Raw genomic sequence first — 26004 nt, forward strand, 5'->3', positions numbered from 1 at the left:
TGTTGGCATCGATATCTGACCCTGGAGGAGGTGTAGAGATCTCTGAATCATGCCCGCGGACGTCCACTTCTCACAGGTACGAGAACGCACCACGCCCAGACAACCAATAGCTCGACCTCCGACGAAGTGGAGGAACTCCTCAACTGCTGGTGACAGCGCTCGTTAGAGGCAGTGTCAGAGATCTATGTAGGAGTCAACTACCTGCCCTCCGAGAGTAGGCCACTTTTCGAGTTGATCTTTTGCCTCTGTTGAAGCCATCAATCAGTGATAGGATTCAACTGTCATGCTAAATATAGGGTGCGTATCCCGCGAGGTAGTAGCCCAGAACGTGGGAATTGGAATCATTAGATCCGGGACACGATTCTCTCGCGTGATACACCCAGGAAACACTGAAATCGTGCCTCGAGCGATCTGCGTTCGTCTCTCACCGGCCGCTCGACCGCGTTTGAACCAATCTCAAGAAGGCGTCCCGCGAATTCATCCAGCGCCTGTTCACCCTCGGCAGGTGCTCCGGGCCCGACCAGACGATCGCTCCCCACGACGCCGGGGTCACCTGAGATCGGCCACGGTCTTCACGAGCGCTATCTCGCTAGCGCGATCACGTCCTTGGCCGACCACCTCGACGGCGAGGGCGTAGCCGCAGTCGGCGGTCTGCACGAGGGACCTCGCCCGGTCGTCCCCACAACCGCCATATGTCCGCTCGGACATCGTCTCGCCAATCGCGTTGGTTGTGACCAGGAAGATGTCGGAGCTTTCGACGCCGAACGACTCGGTGAACCCCGCCAGAACGAACCCCCTCTCGTCGGTCTGGACGACCGCGTCCGCTAGGTCCAGCTCGTCGCCACCGTAGGTCCTGGTGAACTCCTCATTCCCCGTCTCGTCGGTCTTCACGAGCCAGAAGTCGCCACCCCCTTGGTCGAATGAGGTCGTGGAACCCGCCAGAGCGAACCCCCCGTCGCTCGTCTGCACCAGCGAGGACGCCACCTCCAACCCCTCACCGCCGAACGCCTCGGCGAACTCCTTGTTGCCCTCCTCGTCCGTCTTGAGAAGCCAGAAGTCGTTCCCGCCGGAGCCGAACGAGAGCGTCGTCCCGGCCAGCGCGAACCCACCGTCGCTCGTCTGCACCATCGCGTTCGCTGTCTCGCTGAGTTCGCCACCGTACGTCCGGCTGAATTCCTCGTCTCCCGTCTCGTCGGTCTTCACGAGCCAGAAGTCGCTGCTACCAGTGTCATCCGAGATCGTGTCGCCGCCCAGCGCGAATCCTCCGTCAGCAGTCTGAACGACGGCTTTCGCTCTGTCCCGCTTGTCGTCACCGTACGTCTCAGTGAACACGATGTCCCCGGCCTGATCGGTCGTGACAAGCCAGGCGTCGTAGTCGCCGGCCCCGAATGACGTCGTCAACCCCGCCAGAGCGAACCCCCCATCGCTCGTCTCGACGATGTCGTACGCCACCTCGGTCTGCTCGCCGCCATACGTCCGGCTGAACGTCACGTTCCCGTCGCCGTCGGTCACTACGAGGTAGACGTCCTGCTCACCGTTGGCCGTCTCTCGCCACCCCGTGAGGGCGAACCCGCGGTCGGCCGTCTGGACCAGCGACTGGGCGCTGGCGTTCCGCTCGTTGACGTACGTCCTAGCGAAGTCGACCCAGTCGGCCTGTGGGAGCGACGGATTGCAGGCCGGCTCGATCACACTATCGCATATGCCGACGGTGTCGCCGTCAAGCCTCTCCAGAATCTCTCGAGCACCGACGACGGTGCAGTCGTTCGGGTTCACGTGGAGGGTGCAGCTGTCCCCCTCGCAGGTGCCCCTGTACCTGTTCTCCTCGATGAAGCCGACAACCTTCTCGCCGTCCGCCGCAGTGTAGCAGAACGTCTGGTCGTGGCTCCACGGCGTATCGTGCCGGGAAGCGGACGACAGTTCCCGACCCTCGTAGCCGTCACCGGTGTCGACGACTGCGAAGTTGCCATCCGTGTCGGTGCGGACCGTTTCGCAGCCATCGAACGTGAATGCACGAGCGCTTGCCGCGCCCGGCCAAAGGCCAAGTCCGACGGTCGTCCCACCGACCAGCTGTAGGAGTCGACGCCTGTTCACCACACCGGAGTTATCGTTTGGCATGTGTTCGTGACAAGTACGAGATAACTTCGTTATATCTAAAATACGCCCTACGTAGCTAGAGACTGTTGCCGAAAATAGCCTATTAAGACGAAGGGACTGCGACTCCGGAATAGCGGTAGTGCTGTCTCTGATCCTACTTAGGTTGGTTTTGAGCTGGGATCTAATGATTGTCAGCGGTCGAAGTCTCAGCCTCCAAGTCCACTTCAGACTCGGTGTTAGCGGATTCCGCTTGTCTACTGGTTTCAGAACTGTCTGTAAGAGGTGATTCCGGCAGATCGTCGTTATTTTCGGTGACTTGAACCCAGACAAAGTGTAGAGTCCAGAAGGACCCGACAAGCCAAACAAAGAAGACGAGCAAAGGTTCAATAACCACTACTGACTGCGGGACAGTCATTATCTAGCCAACCCCGTGCAGTCCTCTAACCGTCAATGGAACTACGGCAGATAACCCAATCGGGACAGTGGTTGCTTTGATGCTGTCCTTCCACTGCTTCGGGTGTAGAGGCTCGTACTGTTGAACAAGAGCCTCACGTCTATCCGAAAGCTGTTCGATGCTGAGCCCGATTTCAGAGACTCGAGATCCATCTCTATCATACCTCCTAATCTCGGATCCCCGTGATACAGCCGCTGTAACCCGATATTTTGTTTCAAATCCTCTACTACACCAAGTCTTTCTTTGAACTCTTTGCCTTCAAAGTCATCACAGATGTCTGACGAAGATTTACGTGCAAAGAAGTCAATTCACTCGACAAGATATGACTGTCAAACTGGCTGTCTCGAATCAGAAAGGTGGCGTGGCGAAATCAACGAATGCATTAAACGTTGCAGGAGCACTCGCATCGAAAAACAACAACGTGTTACTGGTGGATACTGACCCTCAAGGATTCGCAACACGGACGCTCGGGTTCACGGGCGAATACAACACTCAAACCCCGAACCTCGCCGACGCGATGAACGAGCCTACGGACTACGACATACAGGACATCATCCTAGAGCACGCCGAGTTCGACGTCCTCCCGAGCAACGTCTCAATGTTCTCCCTGCAGCAGGACTTGATCGCCGCCGGCTGGAAACCTCGCGAACGATTGATGATGCTGTTCGAACAGCTCGAAGGAGAATACGACTACATCATCGTCGACGCCCCGCCAAGCCTCGGAGTGATCAATGACAACGTTTTGCTGGCTTGCCAGAATATGATCATTCCGGTCGAGGCGATGGAAAGCAGCATCCACGCTCTCGATATCCTGCTCAACCAGATCGAGACGCTTGAAGAACGGTATGGAGTGGAGATCAAGCAGTCTGCAATTGTGATCTCGAACATTCACTATCCGCTTGATAACGATCAAAAGGAGAATATCGAGTTCTTCCGCGACACCTTCGAGGGCCGTTGTCCGGTACATAAGATCCGGCATCGAGCAGCAGTCAAACGCTCACTAAGTGCAGGTGGCTCGATCTTCGGTGAGGAAGCCGAGGACACAGACATGAAAGAGAACTATCTGCAGCTGGCGGAGGACGTCGAAGAAGAATCTGAGGTGATGGCCTAATGGTGAACGATACCAGCGACTCCGTCAAGGACCGGTTCGCAGAACGGTTCGAAGGCGAGAAAGACGAGAAAGAAAAGAACGAAGAGAATTCTGCGAAGGAGCAGACTTCAAAGAACTCAGTGAAAGCAAAGAAGGATAAGGTTTCTAATATTAAGGAGGAGTGGCAGAACCACTCAGTCTACCTCGACAACGAACTCGCTGACAGATTCGGTATGGGGTACAAACGCCTCGACTTAGAGCTCGGGCAGGATTACGGGCTCTCAATCAAGAAGACCCGTCATTACTACCCGCTGATCGTCAAACTCGGGTTAGATAAATTAGAAGAATTAGAAAGTGAAGAAGTCAAAGAAGAATTAGAAGAGTTAGAAAGCTAATCGAACAGCTCGGCTACCCTGCTCGACTGACGTAACGCATCCTCAACGATCTCCGGGCGGACATCGAGACTGTACTGGTAGTAGCTGCCGCCTCGAATACCATCATTCCGCTCATCATGCTCGACGAACCCTTTCAGACGGAGCTGGCTGATACGGTCATGGATCGTCCGGTCGCTCACTACGTCGGCGTCGACAATCTGAGCCACAACCTGATAACGGTCGTAGATCTCCGCTCGTTTGCACGGTGTCTCGCCCTCAACCTCTAACTGCAACAGCGAGTACAACGTCAACTGGGATTGAATCGGAAGAGACTCCAGTTCGTCCTGCACCTTCCCCTTCTCGATCAACGTCCGAGCATCACGCACATGGTGTTCTTCAACACGTTCTTCTTCTCGGCTGCGAGCTAGGTCTCCGGCCTTGTATATGAGTTTCAACGCTTGTCGGGCAGACCCGGACTCTTGGGCGGCGAACGCTGAGCACAACGGTATTACGTCATCGCTGAGGACGTCGTCACGGAACGCTTTGCTTGCTCGTTGCTGCAGGATTGTTCGCAGCTGCCCGGCATCGTACGGCGGAAAGTGGATTTCCTCCTCGCAGAGTGAGTCCTTCACGCGGGCGGATAGATTATCTCTGAAGGTGAAGTCATTTGAGATACCGATGACTCCGACCCAGCAGTCCTGAACGTTCTCGTTGTCGTTCGCTCTCGGTAATTGGTAGAGGATATCGTCATCGCTGCCGATCGAGTCAATTTCGTCGAGCACGATCAGGACGTGGGTGGCGTCTAAGTGGTTCAGGTGATCCCACAGCATCTGGTAGACACGGGTGGCCGGGTACCCGGTGGAGGAGATCATGCTTTCCGCGTCACGGAACTTGTTCACGAGGTCAACGCTGACCTGGTAGCTGGAGGACGCAGATTTACAGTTCAGTTCGACGACTTGGATATCAAGATCGTCGTAGTTCTCTTGGTCGTTGATCAACCGCTTCAGCACTAGCCGTGTGGCGACAGTTTTCCCTACACCGGTTTGACCGTAGAGGAAGATGTTCTTCGGCGGTGCTCCGTTGATGATCGGCTGGAGTGCCGATTGGTACTCACCGAGTTCTTTGTCTCGTTCGAGTAGTTCCTGCGGCCGGTACGAGTCCCGGAGCACGGACTCGTCGGTGAATATTGGGTCGTCGCGTGTGAATTCAGTAAGCCCCATACGTCTGGATAGGCGTTCGTTTCCTCACCCCGGATTATAAAACCATGCGTTCACGAGCTTCATGAGCTTCACGAGCCCTCGGTTATTTATATACCACTCACACAGCGGTTTTCACGAGTTACCGTTTCGAGTGAAGGGGGTGGCTTCAACTGTACGGCAAACACGACACTCTAGTCTGACAAAGTTTTATTACCCCGTAGTGTGAGCTAGTCCGTAGAACGTGAAAAACTGTTTCTTACGTGGCTAGAGTGAGTTTAGAGAAAGGATAGGATTTGTTTCTAGCACTAGCTTCGTTGTAAAAGAGCTCGTGAAAAATGGTGTGTGACTGGGGTGCCGACCGTTTCTTGTTTTACTGAACGAGCTTGTTGAATAGAGAGCTCGTGAAATCTGCTGTGTCTGTGTCCTCCTGGCAGAGTTAACCAACAACGATGCGTTGTAACCAACAGAACGATGCGTGGTGTGCCTAATGACCTCGAGGAAGAACTGGAGGATCTTACTCCCGAGCAGCTGGACGATATCGCCCGACTTGCTGAACGACTCGCCGAAGATAAGCGGCGGAAGAAACGAATTGAACAGCAGAAAGATTTCGTGATGGATTTACACGGTGACGAGATGCCGGACGGAGTGCCGACGAAGGCGACGTTGACGAAGAAAAAATTAACGGGAACGAATATTTTTATTACCAATGGCGGGATGGCGATTCTGTCAAAAGTCAGTATAGGTGCCCTGTAGACAGCTCTTAGCCGTCGAGCAACCGTTTAACGTGTGTAATCTCCTTCTCGCGTTGTTCCAGCTCAGCTTCGTACTCCTTCTCACTGACCTCGCTCGAACGGTGGTTGAGGCATATCCGTTTCGCTTCTTATAGTCCAAGAGGTTGGAGTTCGTCTTCTTCACCTTGAGACAGAGCAAGACGACGTGTTGTCGGAGCGTGAATCGCTTCCGCGAATAGCGTGTCGAGAACCGAGCAACAGCACGACGGGCCAGCGTGATAGCACGTTCGACGAACCGGAGAAATCGTGACTTCGGGAAGGTATCCATCTTCCTCCTCGCTACTCACCAGTCGTGTTTGTCAGCAAGGGTTTCAACAAGGCCAGATATCTGCATCATGAGCTAGATGCAGGCAAACGTCATACAACGTATCGTACTATCAAATGTACACATAATAATGTGTGATATTTACTGGCGACGCAGCCAAGTTGGGTAGCGATCAACGACACCGCTATCGAAATCAATAGGTCTGTATTGTATCTAAATTACAATATTCTCGATACGGTTCTGTTCTCGATACCATGATTTAAACGGCAGAGAAATTGATTAACATCACCGTCTTACTCTAATCTCCTCAGGAAACAATACATTCTGAGACTGTAGTTCCCAGTAAGACATCCTGTTTGAGCCTTCACTGTCCTATTGGGGCTATATTTTGAGGTGACCATTTTAACTGAGACTAATCGAAAAGCAGTTTCAAACGGTAAATAGAGTCAACCGTCTCTATATCCCTGAGATGGACAAGCGGTTAGTGTCTATACTATTTTGTGGACAAAATCCACTTCTATAAGAACGAAGGCCAACTTGCGAAGCTATCTGAACGGCGCCTTATGATCTGAATAGCTACAGAAGAACTTAGATGTCATTGCGAGTATAGCCTCCCAGTGTCGGCGCTAATTCTCAGGTTGATCACCGAGAATCCGTCTCAGTCTCTCCCGTTGGAACGATGAACCCATTCAGGGCGAAGACATAAATAGATTGTTCGAGGCATTACACCCGTGAATTCATTCAGTGTAGACGATGCTGTTGCCATCGTCACCGGTGGAGCAGCCGGAATCGGTCGAGCGATTGTCAAGCAATTCGTCGAAAGCGGCGCACAGGTTGTCGTCGCCGACGTTGATACTGAGGGGGGTCGCCAGACTGTCGGGAACGTTAATTCAGATCATGGTGACGCCGTTTTTGTCGAGACGGACGTGACTAACGCCGAGGACGTGTCGTCGCTCATGACCGCGACGGTCGAAGAGTACAGCAGTATCGACATCCTGGTCACCAATGCTGGCGCGTCAACGGGTGACGACAACCTTCACCAACTCAACGAGGCTGCGTGGGATCGCCTCGTCGATCTTAACTTGAAGAGCCATTTCCTGTGCGCGCGCGAGGCCATACCGTATATGGTCGCCTCCAGCGGTGGTTCGATGATACACATGTCCTCGGTAAATGGTCTCACAGGAATCGGGCTCACGGGATACACTGCCGCAAAGAGCGGTATTCTCGGCTTTTCGAAGCTCATCGCGACACAGTACGGACGTTACGGCGTCCGGTCGAACGTCATCTGCCCAGGGACGATACAGTCGGAAGCGCTGGCCGCAAAACGCGAGACTGAGTGGGACGAAGCGACGCGGCAGACATGGTATGACCAGTATCCACTCGGCCGATTCGGATATCCCGAGGAAGTTGCAGAGGCGACCCAGTTTCTCGCGTCCGACGCAGCCAGTTACGTCACCGGCACGGCACTCGTTATCGATGGGGGACTGACCGCTGGACTACCACAGTCATTGGAGTCGCGTATGTACGACGTCGACGATGTCCCAGAGCCGGATTCGCCGCCCTGAGTCGTCTGTTCTCGGAAGTCGTTGCCTACCTCTTGAATCTCGGTCGAGAGGGTGTCACTCCTGTCTATGACGGGGTTTCAGTGATTCTGATAGCGCGACCACTCAACTAGTGGTGGTCGTTCGACATCTGAGCGTCTTTTAGCCGTCCGTCTATGCGGAGAGCTATACAGCCGGTGTAACCGTCCTTCTCATCAGCCTACTCTCTAGGTTCATCCGCAACCCCTACGGATAGATGGGTGAAACGTACCTGATATAGAGAGCCTGACTCTATCTTTTTTCAGCATTGGTGAATGAACGTGAACAATTCTAACGATACCTCGGGTACGACCGCCACATCAATAACCGAGCACTCGACGTTTATTTGGTTATTGCCGGAGTACAGCGTTTAGCGGGCCAATTGCAGACGTTTTGGACATGGATGTCAGTAATATTACTATATGAGTCACATGAAATTATGTTTCTATGACTGTTACATTTGTAGTTTCGTAATGCCGATCTCACACTGACAGTAGCGTAACGTTTGAGCCCGTTCGTGGTTACGCGAGACGATCCAGCAAATTCAGCGATGGTAAAACAGCTGTCGGGAAGATAGAAAACAGCACGGAGAGCAGCTATAGAGCTATATATCGGCTGTTCAATAGATGTGACAATGAGAGGCGAAGAATATTTCCGGCTCGGCTCGAAATAGAGTCTCTATCCCCCGATGAGCTACGAAGCGAAGAACCCAGTGCAAGCGACCCAGCGGTCCCTCGATATCATCGAAGCGCTCAGAGAGCTTGACGGGGCGCGGTTGACGAAGATAGCCGAGGCGCTCGACCTCCCCGACAGTACCGTCCACAGTCACCTGAGTACGCTGATGGAGCGTGGTTACGTGGTGAAGGAAGACGGTATTTATCGTATCAGCCTCCAGTTTCTCGACTTGGGCGAGTACGCGCGGAGTATCCGCAAGGTGTACTCCGTCGCAAAGCCGGAGATCGACGAACTGGCTGAAGAGACGGGCGAAGTAGTGAGCCTGCTCATTGAGGAAGCGGGGAGAGGAGTGATCCTCTACACGGAAAATGGCCCCGGCGCAGTGCCCCTCGACATCACGCCAGGCAAGTGCGTCCAACTCCACGCCTCTGCACTGGGGAAAGCCATCCTCGCGTACCTTCCCGACGACCGGGTAGAGACGATAATCGAACGACACGGACTGCCGGCCTACACAGACCAGACCGTGACCGACCGCGAGACCCTTCTGACGCAATTGGCGGAGACGCGCGAACGGAGCATTGCATTTGACAGAGAGGAACGTGTCATCGGCTCCAGCTCTGTCGCCGCGCCGATTAGATCCAACGATGGCCGCGTTATCGGATCAGTCGGGCTCTCGGGGCCGACTAGCCACCTCTCAGAAGAACGGATCGACTCGAATTTGCTCGAGACGCTCCACGATGTGACCAACATTGTCGAACTCAAACTTACCTACTCGTGAACGTTCCGGTGGACGAGCAGACCTGTGTTCGTCAAACGAATAGATGAATGGTCGCTGCTCAAGAGAAGACAATAAGCCGAATCCGAACGAGACGACGACGAGCTCTCTACCCCGAATTCCGACATGAGGGAACATAACCGGGGCCAGTAGTACTCAAGAACGGGTTACGGGTTCTTCGCTGGTGACGTCCCTGCACAGTTCTCATCACTGACGGGCGTGCCGGAAAGGGGAATGAGTTTTATAGGAGAAGCGAGGTCGTATCTACAATGGCTATCAGTAGCGTCGAAGCCATCCCCGTCCAGATAGCGGTCAAGCCGCTGGAGGAGGAGTACGGCCTCGCACCATACCGGAGTAACCATGACTCGGTCACGGAGGTCGACCGGCTCCTCGTCAGAGTTGACACCGACGAGGGCATCACGGGCTGGGGTGAGATGCTCGTCACGATGAAGTCCCCGGAAGCCTCGAAAGCCATCGTCGATCACGTGATCGCCCCCGAACTTGTCGGCCGAGAGGTCGGCGACATCCGGGGCTTTCTTGAGACGTTCTACTTCCCATACACTCGCATCCATCCGTTCCTCGGTGCGGTCGAGATGGCGCTCTGGGACGTCCATGGAAAGCGACTCGGTGCGTCGGTCGCAGAGCTCCTCGGTGGGCGTGTCGTCGATGAGATTCCGGTCGCGTTCTGTCTCGGCATTCTCGACCCAGAGACGTCCCGCGAGCACGCCGCCTTCGCCAGTGACGCCGGGTTCGGTGTCCTCAAGACGAAGGCAGGTCCGGACTGGCAGACCGACATTAATCGGATCCAGGCGATGGACGACGCCGCAGACGGCGAGTTAGAGTTCCGACTTGATCCGAATCAGGGGTGGACGTTTGAGGAGGCGATTCGGTCAATTGCCGCCCTTGAGGATGAAGGAATCTACCTCCAGTACATCGAACAGCCGTGTCGCATCGACACGTATGGAACCTACGGCAGGTTGCGCTCTCGGACTCAAACCCCTATCGCCGTCAACGAAGACACCTACTTCGAACGGAATCTCGCGCAGTTACTCCGCGAGGACGCCATTGATGTAGCCGTCGTCGATATTGTACCTGCAGGCGGGATTCTCGCTGTACAGGAACAGGCTGTGATGGCCGCAAAGCAGGGAGTCTCCGTCTCGCACCACTGCGGATTCGACCTCGGAGTGAAGACTGCGGCGGTCCTGCAGACGGTGGCCGCCACCCCGGCAATCAACCTTGCGCCCGACTCGGTGTACTATGGGTGGGAGGACGACGTGCTCGAAACGCCGTTCGATGTCACCGACGGGGAAATCCCAGTTCCAGACGGTTCCGGACTCGGCGTGACGGTCGACGAAGAGAAAGTGCAGCAATATCGAACCGACGAATGACGCACGTCTTCACGTACCCATGGACAGTTCTCGCTCGTGAACCGTCAACAGCCATCGATACGCTGGCCGAGGCGGGCGTCGATGGTATCACGGTTGCTAGCTACTACCATTCAGTTCAGACACTCGATCCCCAGTCACCGGAGTCGCTGTTCGAACGGTTCCCAGGCGGTTGCTACTTCGCTCCTGATTCGGAGAAGTTCGCCGAAACGTCCATCGACCCGCCGACCAACGAGGTATATGGGGAGAATGACGCCGTCAGGTCCCTCGTAGACATGGCCACGGAACGGGATCTTGTCGTCGGCGCGTGGACTGTCTGCATGCACAATACCCGCCTCGGCACTGCGAACGACCAATTCCGCATCCAGAGCGCGTTTGGCGATTCACACGACCACGCTCTTTGTCCCTCCTATCCCGAGGTACAGGCGTATCTGGCGGCCGTCGTCAAGTCGCTCGCCGACCGGGGCGTCTCGCGCATCGATCTGGAGTCTCTCGGATTTCCGGATGTCCTCCACGGGCACGGCCAGCAGTTTGGACACTCGAAGAACCACGCAATCTCGTCGCCGACAGGTCGGGTACTCCTCTCTCAATGCGGATGCGAGGGCTGTCGGACAGCGGCCGCGGAGCACCCTGTCGACTTTAAAGCGGCGATGGCTGAGGTGCGACGCCTCTGCCGGGAATCGCTCGCGGCACCCGACGATCCACACCCGAGTTTCGAGGCGCTCACAGAAGAGATGGACCACCTAGCCGATCTCATCTCATTCCGCACGAGCGTTATCACGGACCTTGTGGACCAACTCGCGGCCGTGAGCGGGTCGGTGTCGTTGAACTACTTGGTTTCTGACGGACTCGGCCACGGTCCAACAGACGGTGTGCCCGCAGGCGTCGACCTATCCCGGCTCTCGGGTCTTGACTCTGTAACCGCTCTCTGCTACACTAGCGATACGGCAATCGGACGAGACTGCGTCGAGACGCTTCGGCATTCGTTCGACGGGCAGATTCACGCCGCCGTGACGCTTGATCCGGACGTCACACCGACGCAAAAACAGTTCGAGAGAACGGTCGCGGCCGTTCAAGAAGTTACTCCGGGAAGCCTCTTTGTCTACAATCACGCGCTCATGACCGAAGCGCACCTCTCTTGGCTCGCCGGAGTCTAAAACGGGACGCCGGCGGTGTCTGTTTCGGTCATCAGAGCGGCCTCTTCGGTGGAGTGATGCATACATTTATTAGCGGCTCCACTGAACCGCTTGTCATGGTACGCCTCGGAATAGAGACGCTCACCGAGGGAAAGGCCGATCTCCTCGCCGACGAGCGTCTTGGACTGATTACCAACCCGTCTGGGGTAACGAGCGACCTCACACCGACCATTGATGTCCTCAATGGGATGGATTGCCTCGATTTGACGGTGCTCTTCGCGCCGGAACACGGCATTCGCGGTAACATCCAGGCCGACGTCACCGTCGAAGAAAACATCGACGAGCGGACTGGTCTTCCCGTGAAGAGCCTGTACGGCGAGCGGAAAGCGCGCATCGACGAAAACCTCTCGAACGTTGACGTGCTAGTCTACGATATACAGGATGTCGGCTGCAGATTCTATACGCTCGTGTATACCTTGGCTTACGCGCTCGAAGGAGTCGCTCACGCGGACAAACGGCTTGTCGTGCTCGATCGTCCGAACCCTATCGCGCCGGTCGAACCGGTCGGCAACATCGCTGACTCATACGGTCACGTTGATCTCGGCGGGTACGGCTTCCCTATCGTGTATGGACTCACGGCGGGCGAACTCGCCCGCTACCTCAACAAGAGGTTCGACATCGGCGCAGACCTCGACATCATCGAAATGGACGGCTGGGACCATTCGACGTGGTACGACGAGACGTCGCTCCCGTGGGTGCAACCCTCGCCGAACATGCCGACGATCACGACAGCGACGCTCTATCCGGGGACGTGTCTCTTCGAGGGGACCTCGATTTCAGAAGGTCGGGGGACGACAAAGCCCTTTGAGCTGATCGGAGCTCCGTGGATCGACGCCGACGACTGGGCAGACACTCTCAACGCACAAGGACTCGACGGTGTCGGCTTCCGTCCCGCTTACTTCACGCCGACGTTCTCGAAGCATGAGCGTCAAGATATCGAAGGCGTTCAGATTCACGTCCTCAATAGAGACGAAATCTCCCCAGTCCGGGTCGGTCTGACGATGCTCGTCTCTGCGTTTCAGACGTACCCGGATACGTCGTGGCTCGAATTTAACGGCGGGTACTTCATCGATCAACTCGCAGGCGGTGCGTACGTGCGTAAGACCGTCGAAGACGTCGACCCCTCCGTCGCCCCTATCGACGTGGCTAACGGACTCATCGACTCCTGGAGTGTAGACCTTACCGACTACCGCGGTCAGTACGAGAGCTATACGCTGTATTAATGTCGAACCGAAGAAACACCGTCTCGACCGTTCGCTTGGTCTCTTGAATTCTGAGTTCGATCACGCAGTATCAGCGTCACGGAGTCACGTCGCGGGCGACAGTACTAGTTGGAAGTTCCTTTCGTGAGACGCTCAACACCCGAACCACAGGTGAATCGACCGAAAAGAATAACAGTGAGAGCTATGTTCTTCGTCGTATGGCGACAGTAAGCCTCGAGTCTGTCCGGAAAGAGTTTGCCGGAGACGAAAACACGATCATCGCAGTCGATGACGTATCGATTGAAGTTGAAGACGGCGAGTTCCTCGTTCTCGTTGGGCCCTCCGGAAGCGGGAAATCGACCTTGCTTCGGCTCGTCTCGGGATTAGAGGAGCTGTCGGCGGGAACGCTTTCTATTGGGGATACTGACATCACTGACGTCAAACCGAAGAATCGGGATATCGCGATGGTGTTTCAGAATTACGCACTCTACCCTCATTTGTCCTCCAGAAAGAACATCTCGTTCGGCCTCCGTATGCAGGGGGAACTCTCGGACGAAGAGATCGACGAGCGGGTTGAACAAACGGCGGAGATCATGGAGATCGGACATCTCTTAGAGAAGATGCCCGGTGACCTCTCAGGAGGACAACAACAGCGAGTGGCTCTCGGTCGCGCGATCGTCCGGAACCCAAAAGCCTTCCTGATGGACGAGCCGCTCTCAAACTTGGACGCGAAACTCCGGACGACGATGCGGACGGAGATTCAACAGCTCCAATCAGAGCTTGACGTAACGACGATTTACGTCACCCACGATCAGACGGAGGCGATGACGATGGGCGACCGTATCGCGATCATGAACGAGGGGGAGCTCCAACAGATCGCGACGCCGTTAGAAGCCTACTATGCCCCGTCGAACGCCTTCGTCGCGGGATTCATTGGCTCGCCATCAATGAATTTCATCGAGATCACCGTCACGGAGACCGACGATCTAACGCTTGAACATCCCGAGTTCACGTTCAGGCCGTCTAGCGAGTTGGATATGGGATGGGCTGACAGCCGCGAGGAGGCAATCCTGGGGATCCGACCAGAAGACGTTCGTCTCGTTGAGCAGGATGTCGAAAACGCGATTGAGGTGACCGTCGACGTGGTCGAACCGCTCGGCAAGGAGCAGCTGCTCTACTTTTCGCTCAGCGGTGAGACACACATCGCGAGCATCGAAGCGAGACAATCCGTCTCGGAGGGACAGCAGCTCTCCATACTGTTTCCCGAAGATCGGATACACGTATTTGACGCTGGTACGACAGAGGCACTGGTGAATCAATCGCCGCCGGCGGAGGGTGATGAAACCCTTGTTCAAAAACGGATCTGAATGCACGGAACAGCACAGAATCATATCTCTCACAGTGCTTGGACCGTGCTGATCGTCGAGCTTGTATGCTAAAGCATAGACATTGGTTCATTAGCCACTTCGATCGAGACCTACAGTCGAGAATCCAGCCGGCTCCAACGGCTCGAAGATATCGTCCGGCCGAACTCTAATTGCCACGTTAACCCGTGGACGTGTGAATCTCCCGGCCTGAGTTAATTCCAGGTATAAATCCCTGGTGTCAATGATTAATTATAAATGGGTGTGTGTCACATACCCTAACGATGTCACAGGAAAGCCTACGGAGTAGTGCTCAGCTTAGTCGCCGGACCTGTCTGACTACGTTAGGTGGCGGTCTGACCGCCGGATTAGCCGGGTGTCTTGAGGGCAGTGACAACCAGAACAGCGGAAACGCAGGCAACGGTAACAGCAATATGGCGCTTGAAGGCCCAGTCGAACTGTTCACTTGGAACCTCCCGTTCCTCGAGGACTACATCAAGGAGTGGCGCAGTGATTTCGTGAGCGAATACGACAACAAATACGAATTCGCAGACCCGGCCACGAAGTGGACGGACCGGGGTCCCGCGACCGAAGATATCCTCTCGTACTTCCAGTCCCGACTGCAAAGCGGCGATCCGGTGAACATCTTCGACACCCAGATGGCGACGTATACGCGGTACGCGCAGGACGACGTGTGGGTGGCGCTAGATCAATTCACCGACGAGGAGTTCCTGAATAAGTACTACGATAAGCTCATCGAGGTCATGACATATGAAGGGTCACTGCTGCAGATGCCCTTCTACATGAGTACCAACGCGACCTATTCCCGGACGAAGTGGTTCGACGAGGCGGGAATCGAACCGCCCACGGTCAAGGAGTTCTACTCGACGATGGAGTACCTAGACATCGCGGAACAACTCGTCGAGAAGTCGGAAGCTGAGTTCGGACTCACGTTCATTCGGTATGACTGGCAGATCTGGCCGTGGTTCTGGAGCGAAGGCATCGACGTACTGAACGAGGATCAGACGAAAGCCGCATTCAACGTCGAGAAGACACACGAGATCCTGAGTCGGTTCCGTGAACTCACTGAGAGTGGCGTTATTCCCGAAGTATCGTGGACCGGCGACTGGAAACCTGCCGCCGAGCAGTTCGGCGCGGGGAACACGGGGATGTACTTCGGCTCCTCCTCGGCGCTTCGCCTCATTCAGAACTCCGGTAGCGACTGGGTATCGGAGGACACGATGGGCGTCGCCGGATCACCGTCGAACGAACGGTTCGGCGGCTTCCTGACGATGCATGGCCTTGGAGTAGTCAAGCCGAACAACTCGAAGGCCGCCCAAGAGGCATCGTTCGACCTCATCTCAACGATCCTCAACAAGAAGGGACAGAAGGACTTCCTGCGTAACACGACGGTGCTTGTCCCACACAAGCAGGCGCTCAAAGAGCTTCGAAACGACGAGAAGTTCATCTCCGAAAACCCTCTACTCGTCCAATTGTACAAGCTGTGGGATAACGTCAGCTCCGAGGTGTGGGTGCCGCCGCTCGTTGAGGCCTCGAGCCAGATCGCGCAGACTCTCGATAACGAGTTCTCTGCTGCCGCACTCGGCGAGAAATCGGTCGAAGAAGCAATTCAATCCGCCGAAAGGCAGGTGAACAGTTCTCTGTAAGGATGTTCAGTCACTTCGAATCGATCAGTACAAAACAAGACAGAGATAGTGAGTCTGTCTGCTTTCGAGACGACGGCGGATCAATAAACGACAAAATTCAATATCGGTTATGGTAGTATATGAGAGAAGGTGTGAAGATGAGTAATACGTCAATCACAGGTACGATTTCGAGGATTCCAACGCGGCTCATTGAGTCCCTAGACCTCTCAAAAAAGGCTCAGAGGACGATCCTCGTGGCGGTGTTTCTTTCACCGGTCCTTGTCTGGTTGTTCCTCTACAAGTACATTGCGCTGATATACAACTTCGTTCTCTCATTCAGTGAGATGACGTACACAGGCGATATGTCGTTCGTTGGACTCGCAAACTGGGGGACGCTCCTGACGGATCCTGTCTTCGGGAGGAGCCTGCTGAACACGATCGTGTTGTTCGGGACAATCCCGGTATCGATCGCCATCGCACTCGGTATCGCGCTCCTGTTAGACCAGAATTTCCCGGGCCGAAACGCATTTCGGTCCCTGTTCTTCCTCCCCTACATCACGATGATGGTCGCCATCGCCGTCATCTGGCAGTATATGTTCAAAACGGAGAACGGGGTTATCAACTACTTCCTCCTCCAGACAGGGATCATAGAACAGAACATCTCGTGGTTCGGCGATTCAGTCTGGGCACTCGTCGCCGTCTTCGTGATCCAGATTTGGAAGACTGTCGGGTTCTATATCGTCATTCTCCTCGCTGGATTACAGAATATCCCGACCCAGCTCTATCAGGCGGCGAAGATAGACGGTGCCAGTCGGGTTCAGCAGTTCCTCTACCTGACGCTCCCGCTCTTGAAATCGACTATTGGTGTCTGTCTCTTGGTTGGCATGGTGATCTCGTTCCGGTTGTTCGACCTGATAACGGTGCTTACCGGCGGGGGACCAGGACATGGGACAGAGATACTCTTGACGTGGATCTATAAGCAGGCGTTCCTCTACGGAGAGTTCGGATACGCTGCCGTCCTGAGCATCATCATGATCGCGCTCGCGATCGGAATTGCTCTCATTGGGCAACATCTTCAGGGGACTGAGTACTGATGAAGATAAACAATCACCTCACGAAAGCGGATCTCAACGTCCGGAGTGGAATCGAGCAGTTCAGGGAGAGTCCAATGGAGTTCTATCGCCGCATCGGTTTCTTCCTCCTCGCACTCGTACTCGGCATTGCCTTCACCTTCCCGTTCTACTGGTTGTTAAAGGTCGCTCTGACTTGGCCCTCTGGGTCACTGTACGGGGGGCAACCGTCGCTTCTCATCGAGAATCCTAGCCTATACAACTTCGTCCGCGTCTGGTATGCGATTCCGTTCGTCACCTACCTTATCACCAGTCTCATCGTGACGGCGATAGCCATCGCTAGCCAGTTGCTGTTCTGTTCGCTGGCCGCGTTCGGCCTGACAAAGGACTTCTACGGGAAAAAGTACGTGTGGGCGTACATTCTATCCGCGATGATGATACCGTTCCAGACTATATTCCTACCTGACTACTTGGTCACGCAAAAATTGGGTCTAGTTAACACCTACATCGGTATTGCAATAGTTGTCTCCGTGAGCATAGTCAATATACTGGTATTGCACGACTCGTTCTCGTCAATACCGGATTCGCTTGCCGAAGCGGCAAGACTCGATGGAGCCTCGGAGCTGTACATTCTATTCGGTGTCTATTGGCCCCTCTCGAAGCCAGCATTAGCAACGACCACCATCTTCGCGTTCATCTTCTCATGGAACTCGTTCCTCTGGCCACTCGTCGTAGTCAGGGACACACAGCATACACCACTCCCCCTCGGTCTCGCCGAGTTCCAGAGTCAGATGTCGGGCGACGTGGCACTTCAGTACGCGTTCGCGATCATGGTGTTCATCCCGTTACTGATCGTGTTCCTGTTGCTGCAACGGCAGTTCATTAAGAGCGCGGTGCTCGGGAGTATGAAATCATGAAACAACCGCCGTTACTTAAACTCATAACCGAGATGATCACATGGCGGCGACTGCTATTCAATAGATTCACGATACTCGCAGCAGTCATCGTGATTGCCTCGATAGGGGCTGTCGCATACGTGGATACCAACGACGATGGTCACGTCCAAGGGCGCGTCGTAGATTCGAATGGCAACCCAGTACAAAACGCGACCGTCACGCTCCGAGAAATTCCACTCGAAGGAGTCGTAAAGTCCTCAACGACCAAGACGGACGCCGAGGGTCGGTTCGAGTTCGTAGACAAGACTAATCTCTTGGAGTATCGGATCAAGATCTCCGTCGACGGTGAGGTTGTTGCATCGGAACACCACCACCTCTACTTCAAAGGGGAGAACCAGGAACTCGAAATACAGATAACGGAGGAATAACGGATCGGGAAACTCCGCTTGACGGTCAGTTCATCTCCCCTCCACGCTTCGAAAGTTCCTAGGCGGTGATTATTTACCTCTATTCCCGCCAACCGAAACGCATGGAAATCAGCGATGTGACTGCAGTTACTGTCGAAGTACCCCTTGTTCCGCTTGAAGAACATCTTGGCATCGGTCCATACGTCACTAACCACGGACGAGTCGAGACGATGGAACGAGTCCTCGTCCGGGTGGACACTGATGAAGGGCTAACCGGATGGGGAGAGATGCGCGTCTTCCTCTCACCGGCCGCGACCGAGGCAGTTATCGAAGACGGCGTTGGTCCGCTCGTCACCGGGCAGTCTCCGTTCGAGATCGAGCGTCTCCGTCGACAGGTGTTCGTCGAGTACACGAACGTCGACCTGTTCTTCGCAGCGGTCGAAACCGCCTGCTGGGACATCGTCGGACAAACGCTCGACCGGCCGGTATACGAGTTACTCGGCGGTTGGACGGCACCATCGCAGTCGTCTCAACGCCATCGGCAAGCCCTCAACGAGGATGACGCATCCGCGATGGAGGTTCCCGTCGCGTTCTGTTTGGGTATCCTCTCTCCGGAGGAGTCTCGAATCAAAGCCCAGGAGTCCCTTGACGCTGGTTTCTCCGTCCTGAAGACGAAAGCTGGTCGAGACTGGAGACAAGACGTGGAACGAATCAAGGCTATGCACGAGGAGACCAACGGACAACTGGAGTTCAGGCTCGACCCGAACCAAGGATGGACGCCGGATCGGGCCGTTCGTGTCGGGTCGATGTTGGAGCAGGCAGGGATCCACCTCCAGTACATGGAACAGCCCATTCGAGTCGATTCCCATCGGACGCTAGCGCGCCTCCGCCAACGATTGCGACAGCCCATCGCACCTAATGAGGACACCTACCGTCCACACAACCTCCAACGGCTCTTGGAGGCCGGTGCGATGGACGCTGCCGTCCTCGATTTAACTCCGGCCGGCGGTATCAGCGGACTTCGCCAGCAGGCGACGGTACTCGAAGACGCAGGCATCCCCTTCACGCACCACTGTGCGTTTGATCTCGGGATCAGGACGGCCGCGATCCTTCACGCTGGAGCGGGATTCCGGGATTCTCGCTACCGCCGGACTCCACCTACTACGGATGGGAGTCCGATATTCTGGAAACTCCCTTCGAACTCGAAGACGGGCGTCTCTCGACTCCGAGCGCTCCCGGACTCGGCGTTTCAGTGGACTCGGAACTGGTCGACCACTATCGGATTCGGTGATGGGAGAGGAAGCTTCAAGCAGGAGGTGTTCAACGGTCAATCTGCCAGGGTCGAACTATCAGTACGCGATCGTCCAGCCATCGTCACGGGTGGTTCACGCGGTATCGGCCGCGCCGTTGCCGCACAGTTCGCCGAAGCCGGCGGCGATGCCGTCATCTGTTCGCCCTCGTATGAGGGTGTTGAATCGGTTGCGAGAGAGCTCACCAACGCCCACGACGGTCGGGTCGTCCCCGTTGAGTGTGACGTGACCGACCGCGACGCCGTACGCGGTCTGGTCGATACGGCCGTCGACGAGTTTGGGGCCGTTCGAGTGCTGGTGAACAACGCTGGCGCGTCGGACGAATCGGCTAACCTCCTCCATCGGTGTACTGAGGAGACATTCGAACGGATGATTGATCTGAATCTCAAAGGCCAGTTCTTGCTGCGATGCGGTACTTCGAGCGGGTGGTGCCTCGCTGGGTGATGTCGTTAAGTCCACAGTGTTCGTCACCGACATGGCCAATTACGACGCCGTGAACGATGTCTACAGGAAGTACATGAGCGACCCCTATCCCGCTCGAAGCGCCGTCGAAGTGCGTGATCTCCCCGTCCCTATTGGTGTCGAAATCGAAGTTATTGCCAGTGTACCGCAGTCCTAATCAGTCCAATAACCCATTCCATTCACGTTTTAATCGGCGGAGTTAGCCCGATGGATATCGGAGAATAGTGTCGTTAATTCACTTCGCACTCCGTCGAAGATGGCCTTCCCCTTCTCTGCGCTTGCGAGGCTAGGATCTCCGATTGCGCCGCTCTCGGAGTATTCGTTGAACGACCGATATACCGAGAGCGGTCCGCCCTCCAGGAGGTCCTGTCCACCGAGATCGTATTGTTCGTCCCAGTACTCGGCGGATCTGTCGTCCCCGACGAGTCCCGGGCGGAGGTGGAGCATGAGCGACGTCTCGAATTCGCCGCCATGGGCCATCCCGCCCGTCTTGCTCTCACGGATGTCGTCGATGAACGAACGAGCGAGGTCGAAATACGTGATACCGAGTATCTCCGCGTTGGGGTGGGCGTGGCCGATAGTTGAGACCGCAGCGTCGATGAGCGCCGTGTTACCGCCGTGACCGTTGACGAACAGCAACGCGTCGAAGCCGTTCTCTAGTACCGCGTCGGATATCTGCTCTAGAAGATCGGTGAGTGTGTTGAACTCGCCCGTCATCGTCCCACCGAAGGGGAGGTGATGCGGGGAGTAGCCCGTCCAGACAGGAGGTGCGACAAGTAATGGAATCTCGTCGGCAACGTCCTCCGCACTGGCCGTGGCGACGGCGGACGCGAGGATGGAGTCGGTGGCTACAGGGAGGTGATTTCCATGTTGCTCAACGCTCCCAACGGGGATGACAACGATCGACCCCTCTTGGGACGCGATTTCGGCGATCTTCGGGAAGGGGTTGGCTGCGAGAGATACGTCACTATCGAGACCAGTTTGTACGACCATGGCTTACCATATCAAGGTACGTCCATAATTCGTTCGATTATAGGTTGGCCAGGGAGAATAACAGCATGTTCACGCATCGGCTGAATCCGGTGCTCGGTTTGAGCAATCACTCATGAGGCTATTTTCTGGTCTGTAGTTTTAAATTGTAAGGGATTGTTGGTGAATATACTGATGTATTTACTAACTAACCCTTGTAATTGTGAAGCCCATTACTCCGACTCCGAAAACGTAGTACGGGTTCGTAAAATCGGGACTATTGAGGAACAGAAAGAGGCTAAAACTCGAACCCATCAATAGAATAACCGCAGACTGAATACTCGGATTATACCAATCTTCAAGCAAATCCCCAACCATCCCATACATATTAGAATAGTAACATCTATACCGTATAGCGTTTGCGGTCGGTGAACTCCGATAAGTTCGCACGCGCTACTTCGCGGTGAGTTCAGCGTCGAGATGACGAAACAAACGAGGTCTCCATGATGGATACACCCTCTGTATCGGCACACTACTACTGTCAGCCGTTGAGGGTTTCATCAGAGCCACCCATAGCCTCTTCCGGGGTTACTCATCAAGCAGCTCGCTCGCCGCGTCCCCCCGCTCAGAAGCGTCGATATGTGAGTACGCCTGTTTCGTGACCGAGAGGCTACTGTGCCGTAGGATGTCCGACGCGAGTCCCCGGTCCTTCCGGAACAGCGTATCACCGAGTCCGCGACGAGCACCGTGTAGCCTCGGTGCCTCGCCGTCTACCTCAACACCGGCGTTCTCGGCGATTCGCGCCAGTACCTTCCGAGTACCGTGGGTCGTAATCGCCGGTGGCGCAATCTCGTACTCCCGAAGGACCGCATCCACGTCAGCGTCCGCGAGCAACTCCTCTGCATCCTCTCGTGCTTCCCGGACAGCGGTGTACTTCGAGGGGGCGTGAGCGGTCGGGAACACCGGCCATCCGTCCGTCGGCGGATCTTGCACCCGGTACCACCGTTCGATAGCGTCCCGTGCTTGCTCCAGCACCGAGACGTCCTCCCACGACTGCGATTTCCCCCAGACTCGGAACGTCCACGACTCGCGGTCTACACGACTCCACGTTAGTCCCTGTCGGCCCTCGCGGTCGTCGCCGCTTACTCGGAAGACCTCTGCACCTCTGACGCCTGTGTACGCGAGTACGTGGACGAACGCCCGCTCTTGGACCGCTTGCGTCGCGTCGAGGCCATCTTCCTCGATGGCCTCGCACGCTCGCTCGTTCGTGTACTCGACCAGCTGACGGCGGACGTCCGGGGTCCAGAACTGCTGAGTGCGGTCTTGGTCGTCGCGAGGTAGGGGCTCGCGGGCGCGGTCCGTCGTCGCCGGGTTCCGCGAGAGGACGCCGTCGCGGACGCAGAATCCAAGGAACCCAGAGATGACGTTGTAGTACATCTGCGCCGTCGAGGCCGCGATGCCGTCAGCTTCGACGCGTTGGTTCAGTCGGTCGGCGTACCGTCGGATGATCTGTTCGCCGTCGCGTTCGAGGTCCTCGAAAGAGTTGAGGTCGCGGCGCCGCAGCCACGTCTCGAACTGTCCAAGTACAGTCTCGGCGGTGTCGCGGTATTGTTTGGAGTCACCGCTGGAGCGGAGGTAGCGGCCGACAGTTTCGGTGAACTCAGTTGTCTCGTCGACGCTCATCGTCGGCCTCCTGTGTCGGAATAGGTGTTTCGTGGGCTGTAACCTGGGGATTTCGTGGGTCGCATCGAGTTCGATGAGGGTACAGCGGCGACCCCCTTGAATGTACTTACGTGTACTCCACTACACGTAAGTGGAACGTCTGTATTCTAAATTTCTCAAGGGAAACGTCGTACTGCTATATTCCGACACTTTAGCGTAGTATTCTCCCTTCCTATATCCTGTTTCGCTATATCAATTCACTCTGGGCTTGCGTCCCGATGGACGATTACTTCTCTCCAAAGGCCCTGATGAATGATGTGGGTCGAATCGAAATTGGCTTGAGAGCGGTGTCGAGGTGCAATGGCATATCGCCGGAGCAGACGCTACACGATTATAGAACGCTGATTTCACTATCGTAGATGAGTGGGGTACCACCGACACGTTAACCGAAGATGGTTGGTGTCATTCTCGACTCGTTACATAAACACGCTCTCCTTATAGGCTCTTTCACGGGGTTTAGCAGAACTAAGCTGCTTACTGTAGTTCGTCGACGAGCGCCGTCACAGCCTCTTCAACGAGAATGCGTTTCCAGCTTTGCTATGAGGCCGTATGCATTGAGAATGTTGGTCTCAACTACTGGTAGAAATGGAAGTTGTTACACTGTCCTTCAACGTTCGCAAACCCGGCTAGAAACGAAATAGGATCGCTGATACGCTATTTAAGCAACTGGCAGGTGAGTGGTTAAGACACAGCCTTGATAGTCAGTTCTCTCTGAAATCGCCAGTCATCTGAGGTCGGAGTGCTGCTAAATACTGTGTTCTAAAGGAGTTCTAAGGGGCAACCCGAGACGGCTGTTTAGTTTTAAGTGCCTCTCCGGAATCAGGGTCAAAGACATAGATGTCCTCAGAGGCAACAGTAACCTCGAGATCATCCCCGACGTCTGGAGTGACATTAGTAGGTACCTTTGAGGTCAGTTCCTTATCAGCGAATTTCAAGTGGATATAGTTGCTGTTCCCTTGGTACTCTCGGACAGTGACGCGGCACGTGAAGGAACTCCCCGTTGCTGAGTCGGTGAATTCCAAGTCCTCCGGACGGAGTCCGACGTTGACATCATCCCCGTCGTTTATCCCCTCGATATACGAGGAAGAAACCCGAGCGAGGGTCTTGTTCTCGTGAGTGAACGTCACCCCCTTAGAGTCCTTCCTGGCGGTCGCGTCGATGATGTTCATTGAGGGACTCCCCAGGAACGTCGCCACGAATTGGTTGTTCGGATGGTCGTAGGCCTCCTCTGGCGAGGCGACCTGTTGAACCTCGCCATCGTCCATGATAGCGATCTTATCGCCCATTGTCATCGCCTCCTTCTGGTCGTGGGTCACGTACACCATCGTCACGTCGAGTTCACTGTGTATCCGCTGAAGCTCGGTTCGCATGTGCGCTCGGAGTTTCGCGTCCAAGTTAGCTAACGGTTCATCCAGGAGAAAGACATCCGGATTACGAACGAGAGCCCGTCCGAGCGCTACACGCTGCTGTTGGCCTCCACTCATCTCGGAGGGGTTGTTGTCCAGGAGCTCTTCGATTCCGAGCATCTCGGCCATCTCTTCGACGCGTTGCTCGCGCTCGGATGCGGATAGCGTAGAGGAGTGTTTCAGTCCGTATCCAATATTCTCGCGGGCGGTCATCTTCGTGTACAGGGCGTAGGACTGGAACACCATCGCGATGTCCCGGGCATTAGGCGTTAGGTCCTGTACCTCACGTCCGCCGATCTCGATTTTCCCATCCGTCGTCGTTTCGAGGCCCGCGATACACCGGAGCAGTGTCGTCTTTCCGCAGCCACTCGGTCCTACCAGTACCAACCTCTCACCGTCGTCCACCCGTAGGTCGACACGGTCAACTGCTACTTCGGTACCCTTTGCATCGTCGTACTGCTTGAACAGGTTTTTCAGTTCCAGATCTGCCATTATCGGTCCCTCCGACGGAGGTCTTCCGTGCGGGCGGTGGTCTCGTTCTTCATCGTATCGCCTCTCCCTCTGAGTCGAACAGATGCACCTTGCTCATGTCGGCTACAACTTCAACATCTGTCCCCTCGGTAAGCGTACGACCTGCGCGGCTGAGGACGGTGATGAGCGTATCCGATTCATCAGTTAGTGTGAGCTCGTACGTGTCTCCTAGCGGTTCGATCAAGTCCAGAGTGAGCGAGACGGGCTCGCTGAGATCCACTGACTCCCTAACGTCGGAGTCGACGTTACCCTCGACGTACAGGTTCTCTGGGCGAATTCCGATAGTCTCGGCTTGCGAGGGGACATCGCCACCTAACCGCCGTGACCACCCCTTAGAGATATCAATTAGATTGATAGCCGGCTCGCCGACGAATCCGGAGACGAACGTATTAGCCGGCTTCTCGTAGATCTCCTTGGGAGTTCCGGTCTGCTCGATTCGACCCTCGTTCATTATCACGAGACGGTCAGCGATACTCATCGCCTCCTCTTGGTCGTGAGTTACGTAGACGGTGGTGACACCGAGGTCCTGTTGGAGTTCTTGTAGCTCTGCCCGCGTCTCCACTCGGAGCTTTGCATCGAGGTTCGAGAGGGGTTCGTCCATAAGGAAGACGCGCGGTTCACGGACAATCGTCCGTCCGATCGCCACCCGTTGTTGCTGACCGCCGCTCAACTGGTCGGGCTTCTTGTCGAGGTGCTCTCTGATTCCGAGCATCTCAGCGACCGAATTCACCTTTCTACTCCGCTCATCCACGCTCAGAGCCATCTTCCGGAGCGGATACTCCAGATTCTCTCGGATCGTTAAGTGGGGATAGAGCGCATACGATTGGAACACCATCGAAAGATTCCGATCTTGCGGCGGTACCGTGGTCACGTCCTGTCCACCGATAACTATCGTTCCGCTGGTCGGCGTTTCGAGTCCGGCGATCATCCGAAGCGTCGTTGTCTTCCCGCATCCACTCGGACCGAGCAGAACGACGAACTCACCCGCACTCACCTCCAAATCGATGTTGTTTACCGCAACGACATCGTCGAATTCTTTCCGAAGATTACGCAGCTTGACGCTCTCTTGGATCGATTCGATGTCTTGGTTATTATCCGTCTGTCCGTCAAGGCCGTCGGCGGTGTTTTGTTGCGTGCCCAT

The 26004-nt window shown here is 55.4% G+C and carries 19 protein-coding genes and 4 pseudogenes; 16 read left to right on the plus strand and 7 right to left on the minus strand.

The window, feature by feature from the left end:
* Positions 1 to 549 precede the first annotated feature (549 nt).
* Positions 550 to 2115 carry a hypothetical protein gene (locus tag ACZ522_RS00480; protein WP_379695274.1) on the minus strand — a complete coding sequence of 522 codons (1566 nt, stop codon included), beginning with the start codon at positions 2113 to 2115 and terminating at the stop codon, positions 550 to 552.
* Between the two features lie 755 nt (positions 2116 to 2870).
* Between ACZ522_RS00480 and ACZ522_RS00485 the strand changes: the two genes are divergently transcribed.
* Positions 2871 to 3659 carry a ParA family protein gene (locus ACZ522_RS00485; protein ID WP_379695272.1) on the plus strand — a complete coding sequence of 263 codons (789 nt, stop codon included), beginning with the start codon at positions 2871 to 2873 and terminating at the stop codon, positions 3657 to 3659.
* Positions 3659 to 4033, plus strand: a complete 375-nt coding sequence (locus ACZ522_RS00490) for a hypothetical protein (protein WP_379695270.1) — start codon at positions 3659 to 3661, stop codon at positions 4031 to 4033. Before ACZ522_RS00485 ends, ACZ522_RS00490 begins: the two co-directional genes overlap by 1 nt.
* Here ACZ522_RS00490 and ACZ522_RS00495 read toward each other — a convergent pair.
* Positions 4030 to 5232, minus strand: a complete 1203-nt coding sequence (locus tag ACZ522_RS00495) for a Cdc6/Cdc18 family protein (RefSeq protein ID WP_379695268.1) — start codon at positions 5230 to 5232, stop codon at positions 4030 to 4032. The two genes, ACZ522_RS00490 and ACZ522_RS00495, sit on opposite strands and share 4 nt — an antisense overlap.
* 459 nt (positions 5233 to 5691) lie before the next feature.
* Between ACZ522_RS00495 and ACZ522_RS00500 the strand changes: the two genes are divergently transcribed.
* Positions 5692 to 5964 carry a hypothetical protein gene (locus tag ACZ522_RS00500; RefSeq protein ID WP_379695266.1) on the plus strand — a complete coding sequence of 91 codons (273 nt, stop codon included), beginning with the start codon at positions 5692 to 5694 and terminating at the stop codon, positions 5962 to 5964.
* Positions 5965 to 6096: 132 nt separating this feature from the next.
* Here the strand turns inward: ACZ522_RS00500 and ACZ522_RS00505 are convergent.
* Positions 6097 to 6270, minus strand: a pseudogene (locus ACZ522_RS00505) (IS5/IS1182 family transposase); the annotation flags it as partial.
* A 728-nt stretch (positions 6271 to 6998) separates the two neighbouring features.
* Here ACZ522_RS00505 and ACZ522_RS00510 point away from each other — a divergent pair.
* The 13 genes and pseudogenes from ACZ522_RS00510 to ACZ522_RS00570 form a co-directional block, all read left to right on the plus strand.
* Complete coding sequence (locus ACZ522_RS00510; protein WP_379695264.1) at positions 6999 to 7832, plus strand: SDR family NAD(P)-dependent oxidoreductase; 834 nt, start codon at positions 6999 to 7001, stop codon at positions 7830 to 7832.
* 703 nt (positions 7833 to 8535) lie between these two features.
* Positions 8536 to 9300 (plus strand): IclR family transcriptional regulator, encoded by a 765-nt coding sequence (locus ACZ522_RS00515; RefSeq protein ID WP_379695262.1) that lies wholly within the window; start codon positions 8536 to 8538, stop codon positions 9298 to 9300.
* Positions 9301 to 9566: 266 nt separating this feature from the next.
* Positions 9567 to 10685, plus strand: a complete 1119-nt coding sequence (locus ACZ522_RS00520) for a mandelate racemase/muconate lactonizing enzyme family protein (RefSeq protein WP_379695260.1) — start codon at positions 9567 to 9569, stop codon at positions 10683 to 10685.
* Positions 10682 to 11839: an alpha-galactosidase gene (locus ACZ522_RS00525; RefSeq protein ID WP_379695258.1), complete on the plus strand. Its 1158-nt coding sequence runs from the start codon at positions 10682 to 10684 to the stop codon at positions 11837 to 11839. The genes ACZ522_RS00520 and ACZ522_RS00525 overlap by 4 nt, the downstream gene beginning before the upstream one ends.
* Before the next feature lie 95 nt (positions 11840 to 11934).
* Complete coding sequence (locus ACZ522_RS00530) at positions 11935 to 13101, plus strand: exo-beta-N-acetylmuramidase NamZ family protein (protein ID WP_379695256.1); 1167 nt, start codon at positions 11935 to 11937, stop codon at positions 13099 to 13101.
* Positions 13102 to 13298: 197 nt separating this feature from the next.
* On the plus strand, positions 13299 to 14447 hold the full coding sequence (locus tag ACZ522_RS00535; RefSeq protein WP_379695254.1) for an ABC transporter ATP-binding protein: 1149 nt from the start codon (positions 13299 to 13301) through the stop codon (positions 14445 to 14447).
* A gap of 431 nt (positions 14448 to 14878) precedes the next feature.
* On the plus strand, positions 14879 to 16111 hold the full coding sequence (locus ACZ522_RS00540; protein WP_379695253.1) for an extracellular solute-binding protein: 1233 nt from the start codon (positions 14879 to 14881) through the stop codon (positions 16109 to 16111).
* A 137-nt stretch (positions 16112 to 16248) separates the two neighbouring features.
* A complete protein-coding gene (locus ACZ522_RS00545; RefSeq protein ID WP_379695251.1) occupies positions 16249 to 17184 on the plus strand; it encodes a carbohydrate ABC transporter permease in 936 nt (311 codons plus the stop codon).
* Positions 17184 to 18077 carry a carbohydrate ABC transporter permease gene (locus tag ACZ522_RS00550; protein WP_379695249.1) on the plus strand — a complete coding sequence of 298 codons (894 nt, stop codon included), beginning with the start codon at positions 17184 to 17186 and terminating at the stop codon, positions 18075 to 18077. Before ACZ522_RS00545 ends, ACZ522_RS00550 begins: the two co-directional genes overlap by 1 nt.
* On the plus strand, positions 18074 to 18484 hold the full coding sequence (locus ACZ522_RS00555) for a carboxypeptidase-like regulatory domain-containing protein (RefSeq protein WP_379695247.1): 411 nt from the start codon (positions 18074 to 18076) through the stop codon (positions 18482 to 18484). Before ACZ522_RS00550 ends, ACZ522_RS00555 begins: the two co-directional genes overlap by 4 nt.
* Positions 18485 to 18585: 101 nt before the next feature.
* Positions 18586 to 19754: pseudogene (locus tag ACZ522_RS00560) on the plus strand (mandelate racemase/muconate lactonizing enzyme family protein).
* A 25-nt stretch (positions 19755 to 19779) separates the two neighbouring features.
* Positions 19780 to 20178 (plus strand): annotated as a pseudogene (locus tag ACZ522_RS00565) (SDR family NAD(P)-dependent oxidoreductase); the annotation flags it as partial.
* Between the two features lies 1 nt (position 20179).
* Positions 20180 to 20392 (plus strand): annotated as a pseudogene (locus ACZ522_RS00570) (RidA family protein); the annotation flags it as partial.
* 29 nt (positions 20393 to 20421) lie between these two features.
* Here the strand turns inward: ACZ522_RS00570 and ACZ522_RS00575 are convergent.
* From ACZ522_RS00575 to ACZ522_RS00590, 4 genes are all read right to left on the minus strand, one after another.
* Entirely contained in the window at positions 20422 to 21228 is an 807-nt protein-coding gene (locus tag ACZ522_RS00575) for a creatininase family protein (RefSeq protein ID WP_379695245.1), read from the minus strand.
* 564 nt (positions 21229 to 21792) lie between these two features.
* Positions 21793 to 22887, minus strand: a complete 1095-nt coding sequence (locus ACZ522_RS00580; RefSeq protein WP_464391636.1) for a tyrosine-type recombinase/integrase — start codon at positions 22885 to 22887, stop codon at positions 21793 to 21795.
* A gap of 809 nt (positions 22888 to 23696) precedes the next feature.
* Complete coding sequence (locus tag ACZ522_RS00585; RefSeq protein WP_379695396.1) at positions 23697 to 24824, minus strand: ABC transporter ATP-binding protein; 1128 nt, start codon at positions 24822 to 24824, stop codon at positions 23697 to 23699.
* Between the two features lie 49 nt (positions 24825 to 24873).
* Positions 24874 to 26004, minus strand: a complete 1131-nt coding sequence (locus ACZ522_RS00590; RefSeq protein ID WP_379695394.1) for an ABC transporter ATP-binding protein — start codon at positions 26002 to 26004, stop codon at positions 24874 to 24876.

The organism is Halopelagius fulvigenes (genome assembly GCF_055398025.1).

What these genes read in the sequence shown, in the direction of transcription:
- ACZ522_RS00535 (WP_379695254.1), top strand. Translation starts at nt 13,299, where the DNA reads ATGGCGACAGTAAGCCTCGAGTCTGTCCGGAAAGAGTTTGCCGGAGAC.
- ACZ522_RS00540 (WP_379695253.1), top strand. Translation starts at nt 14,879, where the DNA reads ATGGCGCTTGAAGGCCCAGTCGAACTGTTCACTTGGAACCTCCCGTTC.
- ACZ522_RS00555 (WP_379695247.1), top strand. Translation starts at nt 18,074, where the DNA reads ATGAAACAACCGCCGTTACTTAAACTCATAACCGAGATGATCACATGG.
- ACZ522_RS00520 (WP_379695260.1), top strand. Translation starts at nt 9,567, where the DNA reads ATGGCTATCAGTAGCGTCGAAGCCATCCCCGTCCAGATAGCGGTCAAG.
- ACZ522_RS00585 (WP_379695396.1), bottom strand. Translation starts at nt 24,824, where the DNA reads ATGGCAGATCTGGAACTGAAAAACCTGTTCAAGCAGTACGACGATGCA.
- ACZ522_RS00480 (WP_379695274.1), bottom strand. Translation starts at nt 2,115, where the DNA reads ATGCCAAACGATAACTCCGGTGTGGTGAACAGGCGTCGACTCCTACAG.
- ACZ522_RS00530 (WP_379695256.1), top strand. Translation starts at nt 11,935, where the DNA reads ATGGTACGCCTCGGAATAGAGACGCTCACCGAGGGAAAGGCCGATCTC.
- ACZ522_RS00580 (WP_464391636.1), bottom strand. Translation starts at nt 22,887, where the DNA reads ATGAGCGTCGACGAGACAACTGAGTTCACCGAAACTGTCGGCCGCTAC.
- ACZ522_RS00590 (WP_379695394.1), bottom strand. Translation starts at nt 26,004, where the DNA reads ATGGGCACGCAACAAAACACCGCCGACGGCCTTGACGGACAGACGGAT.
- ACZ522_RS00495 (WP_379695268.1), bottom strand. Translation starts at nt 5,232, where the DNA reads ATGGGGCTTACTGAATTCACACGCGACGACCCAATATTCACCGACGAG.
- ACZ522_RS00515 (WP_379695262.1), top strand. Translation starts at nt 8,536, where the DNA reads ATGAGCTACGAAGCGAAGAACCCAGTGCAAGCGACCCAGCGGTCCCTC.
- ACZ522_RS00545 (WP_379695251.1), top strand. Translation starts at nt 16,249, where the DNA reads ATGAGTAATACGTCAATCACAGGTACGATTTCGAGGATTCCAACGCGG.
- ACZ522_RS00575 (WP_379695245.1), bottom strand. Translation starts at nt 21,228, where the DNA reads ATGGTCGTACAAACTGGTCTCGATAGTGACGTATCTCTCGCAGCCAAC.
- ACZ522_RS00550 (WP_379695249.1), top strand. Translation starts at nt 17,184, where the DNA reads ATGAAGATAAACAATCACCTCACGAAAGCGGATCTCAACGTCCGGAGT.
- ACZ522_RS00485 (WP_379695272.1), top strand. Translation starts at nt 2,871, where the DNA reads ATGACTGTCAAACTGGCTGTCTCGAATCAGAAAGGTGGCGTGGCGAAA.
- ACZ522_RS00490 (WP_379695270.1), top strand. Translation starts at nt 3,659, where the DNA reads ATGGTGAACGATACCAGCGACTCCGTCAAGGACCGGTTCGCAGAACGG.
- ACZ522_RS00525 (WP_379695258.1), top strand. Translation starts at nt 10,682, where the DNA reads ATGACGCACGTCTTCACGTACCCATGGACAGTTCTCGCTCGTGAACCG.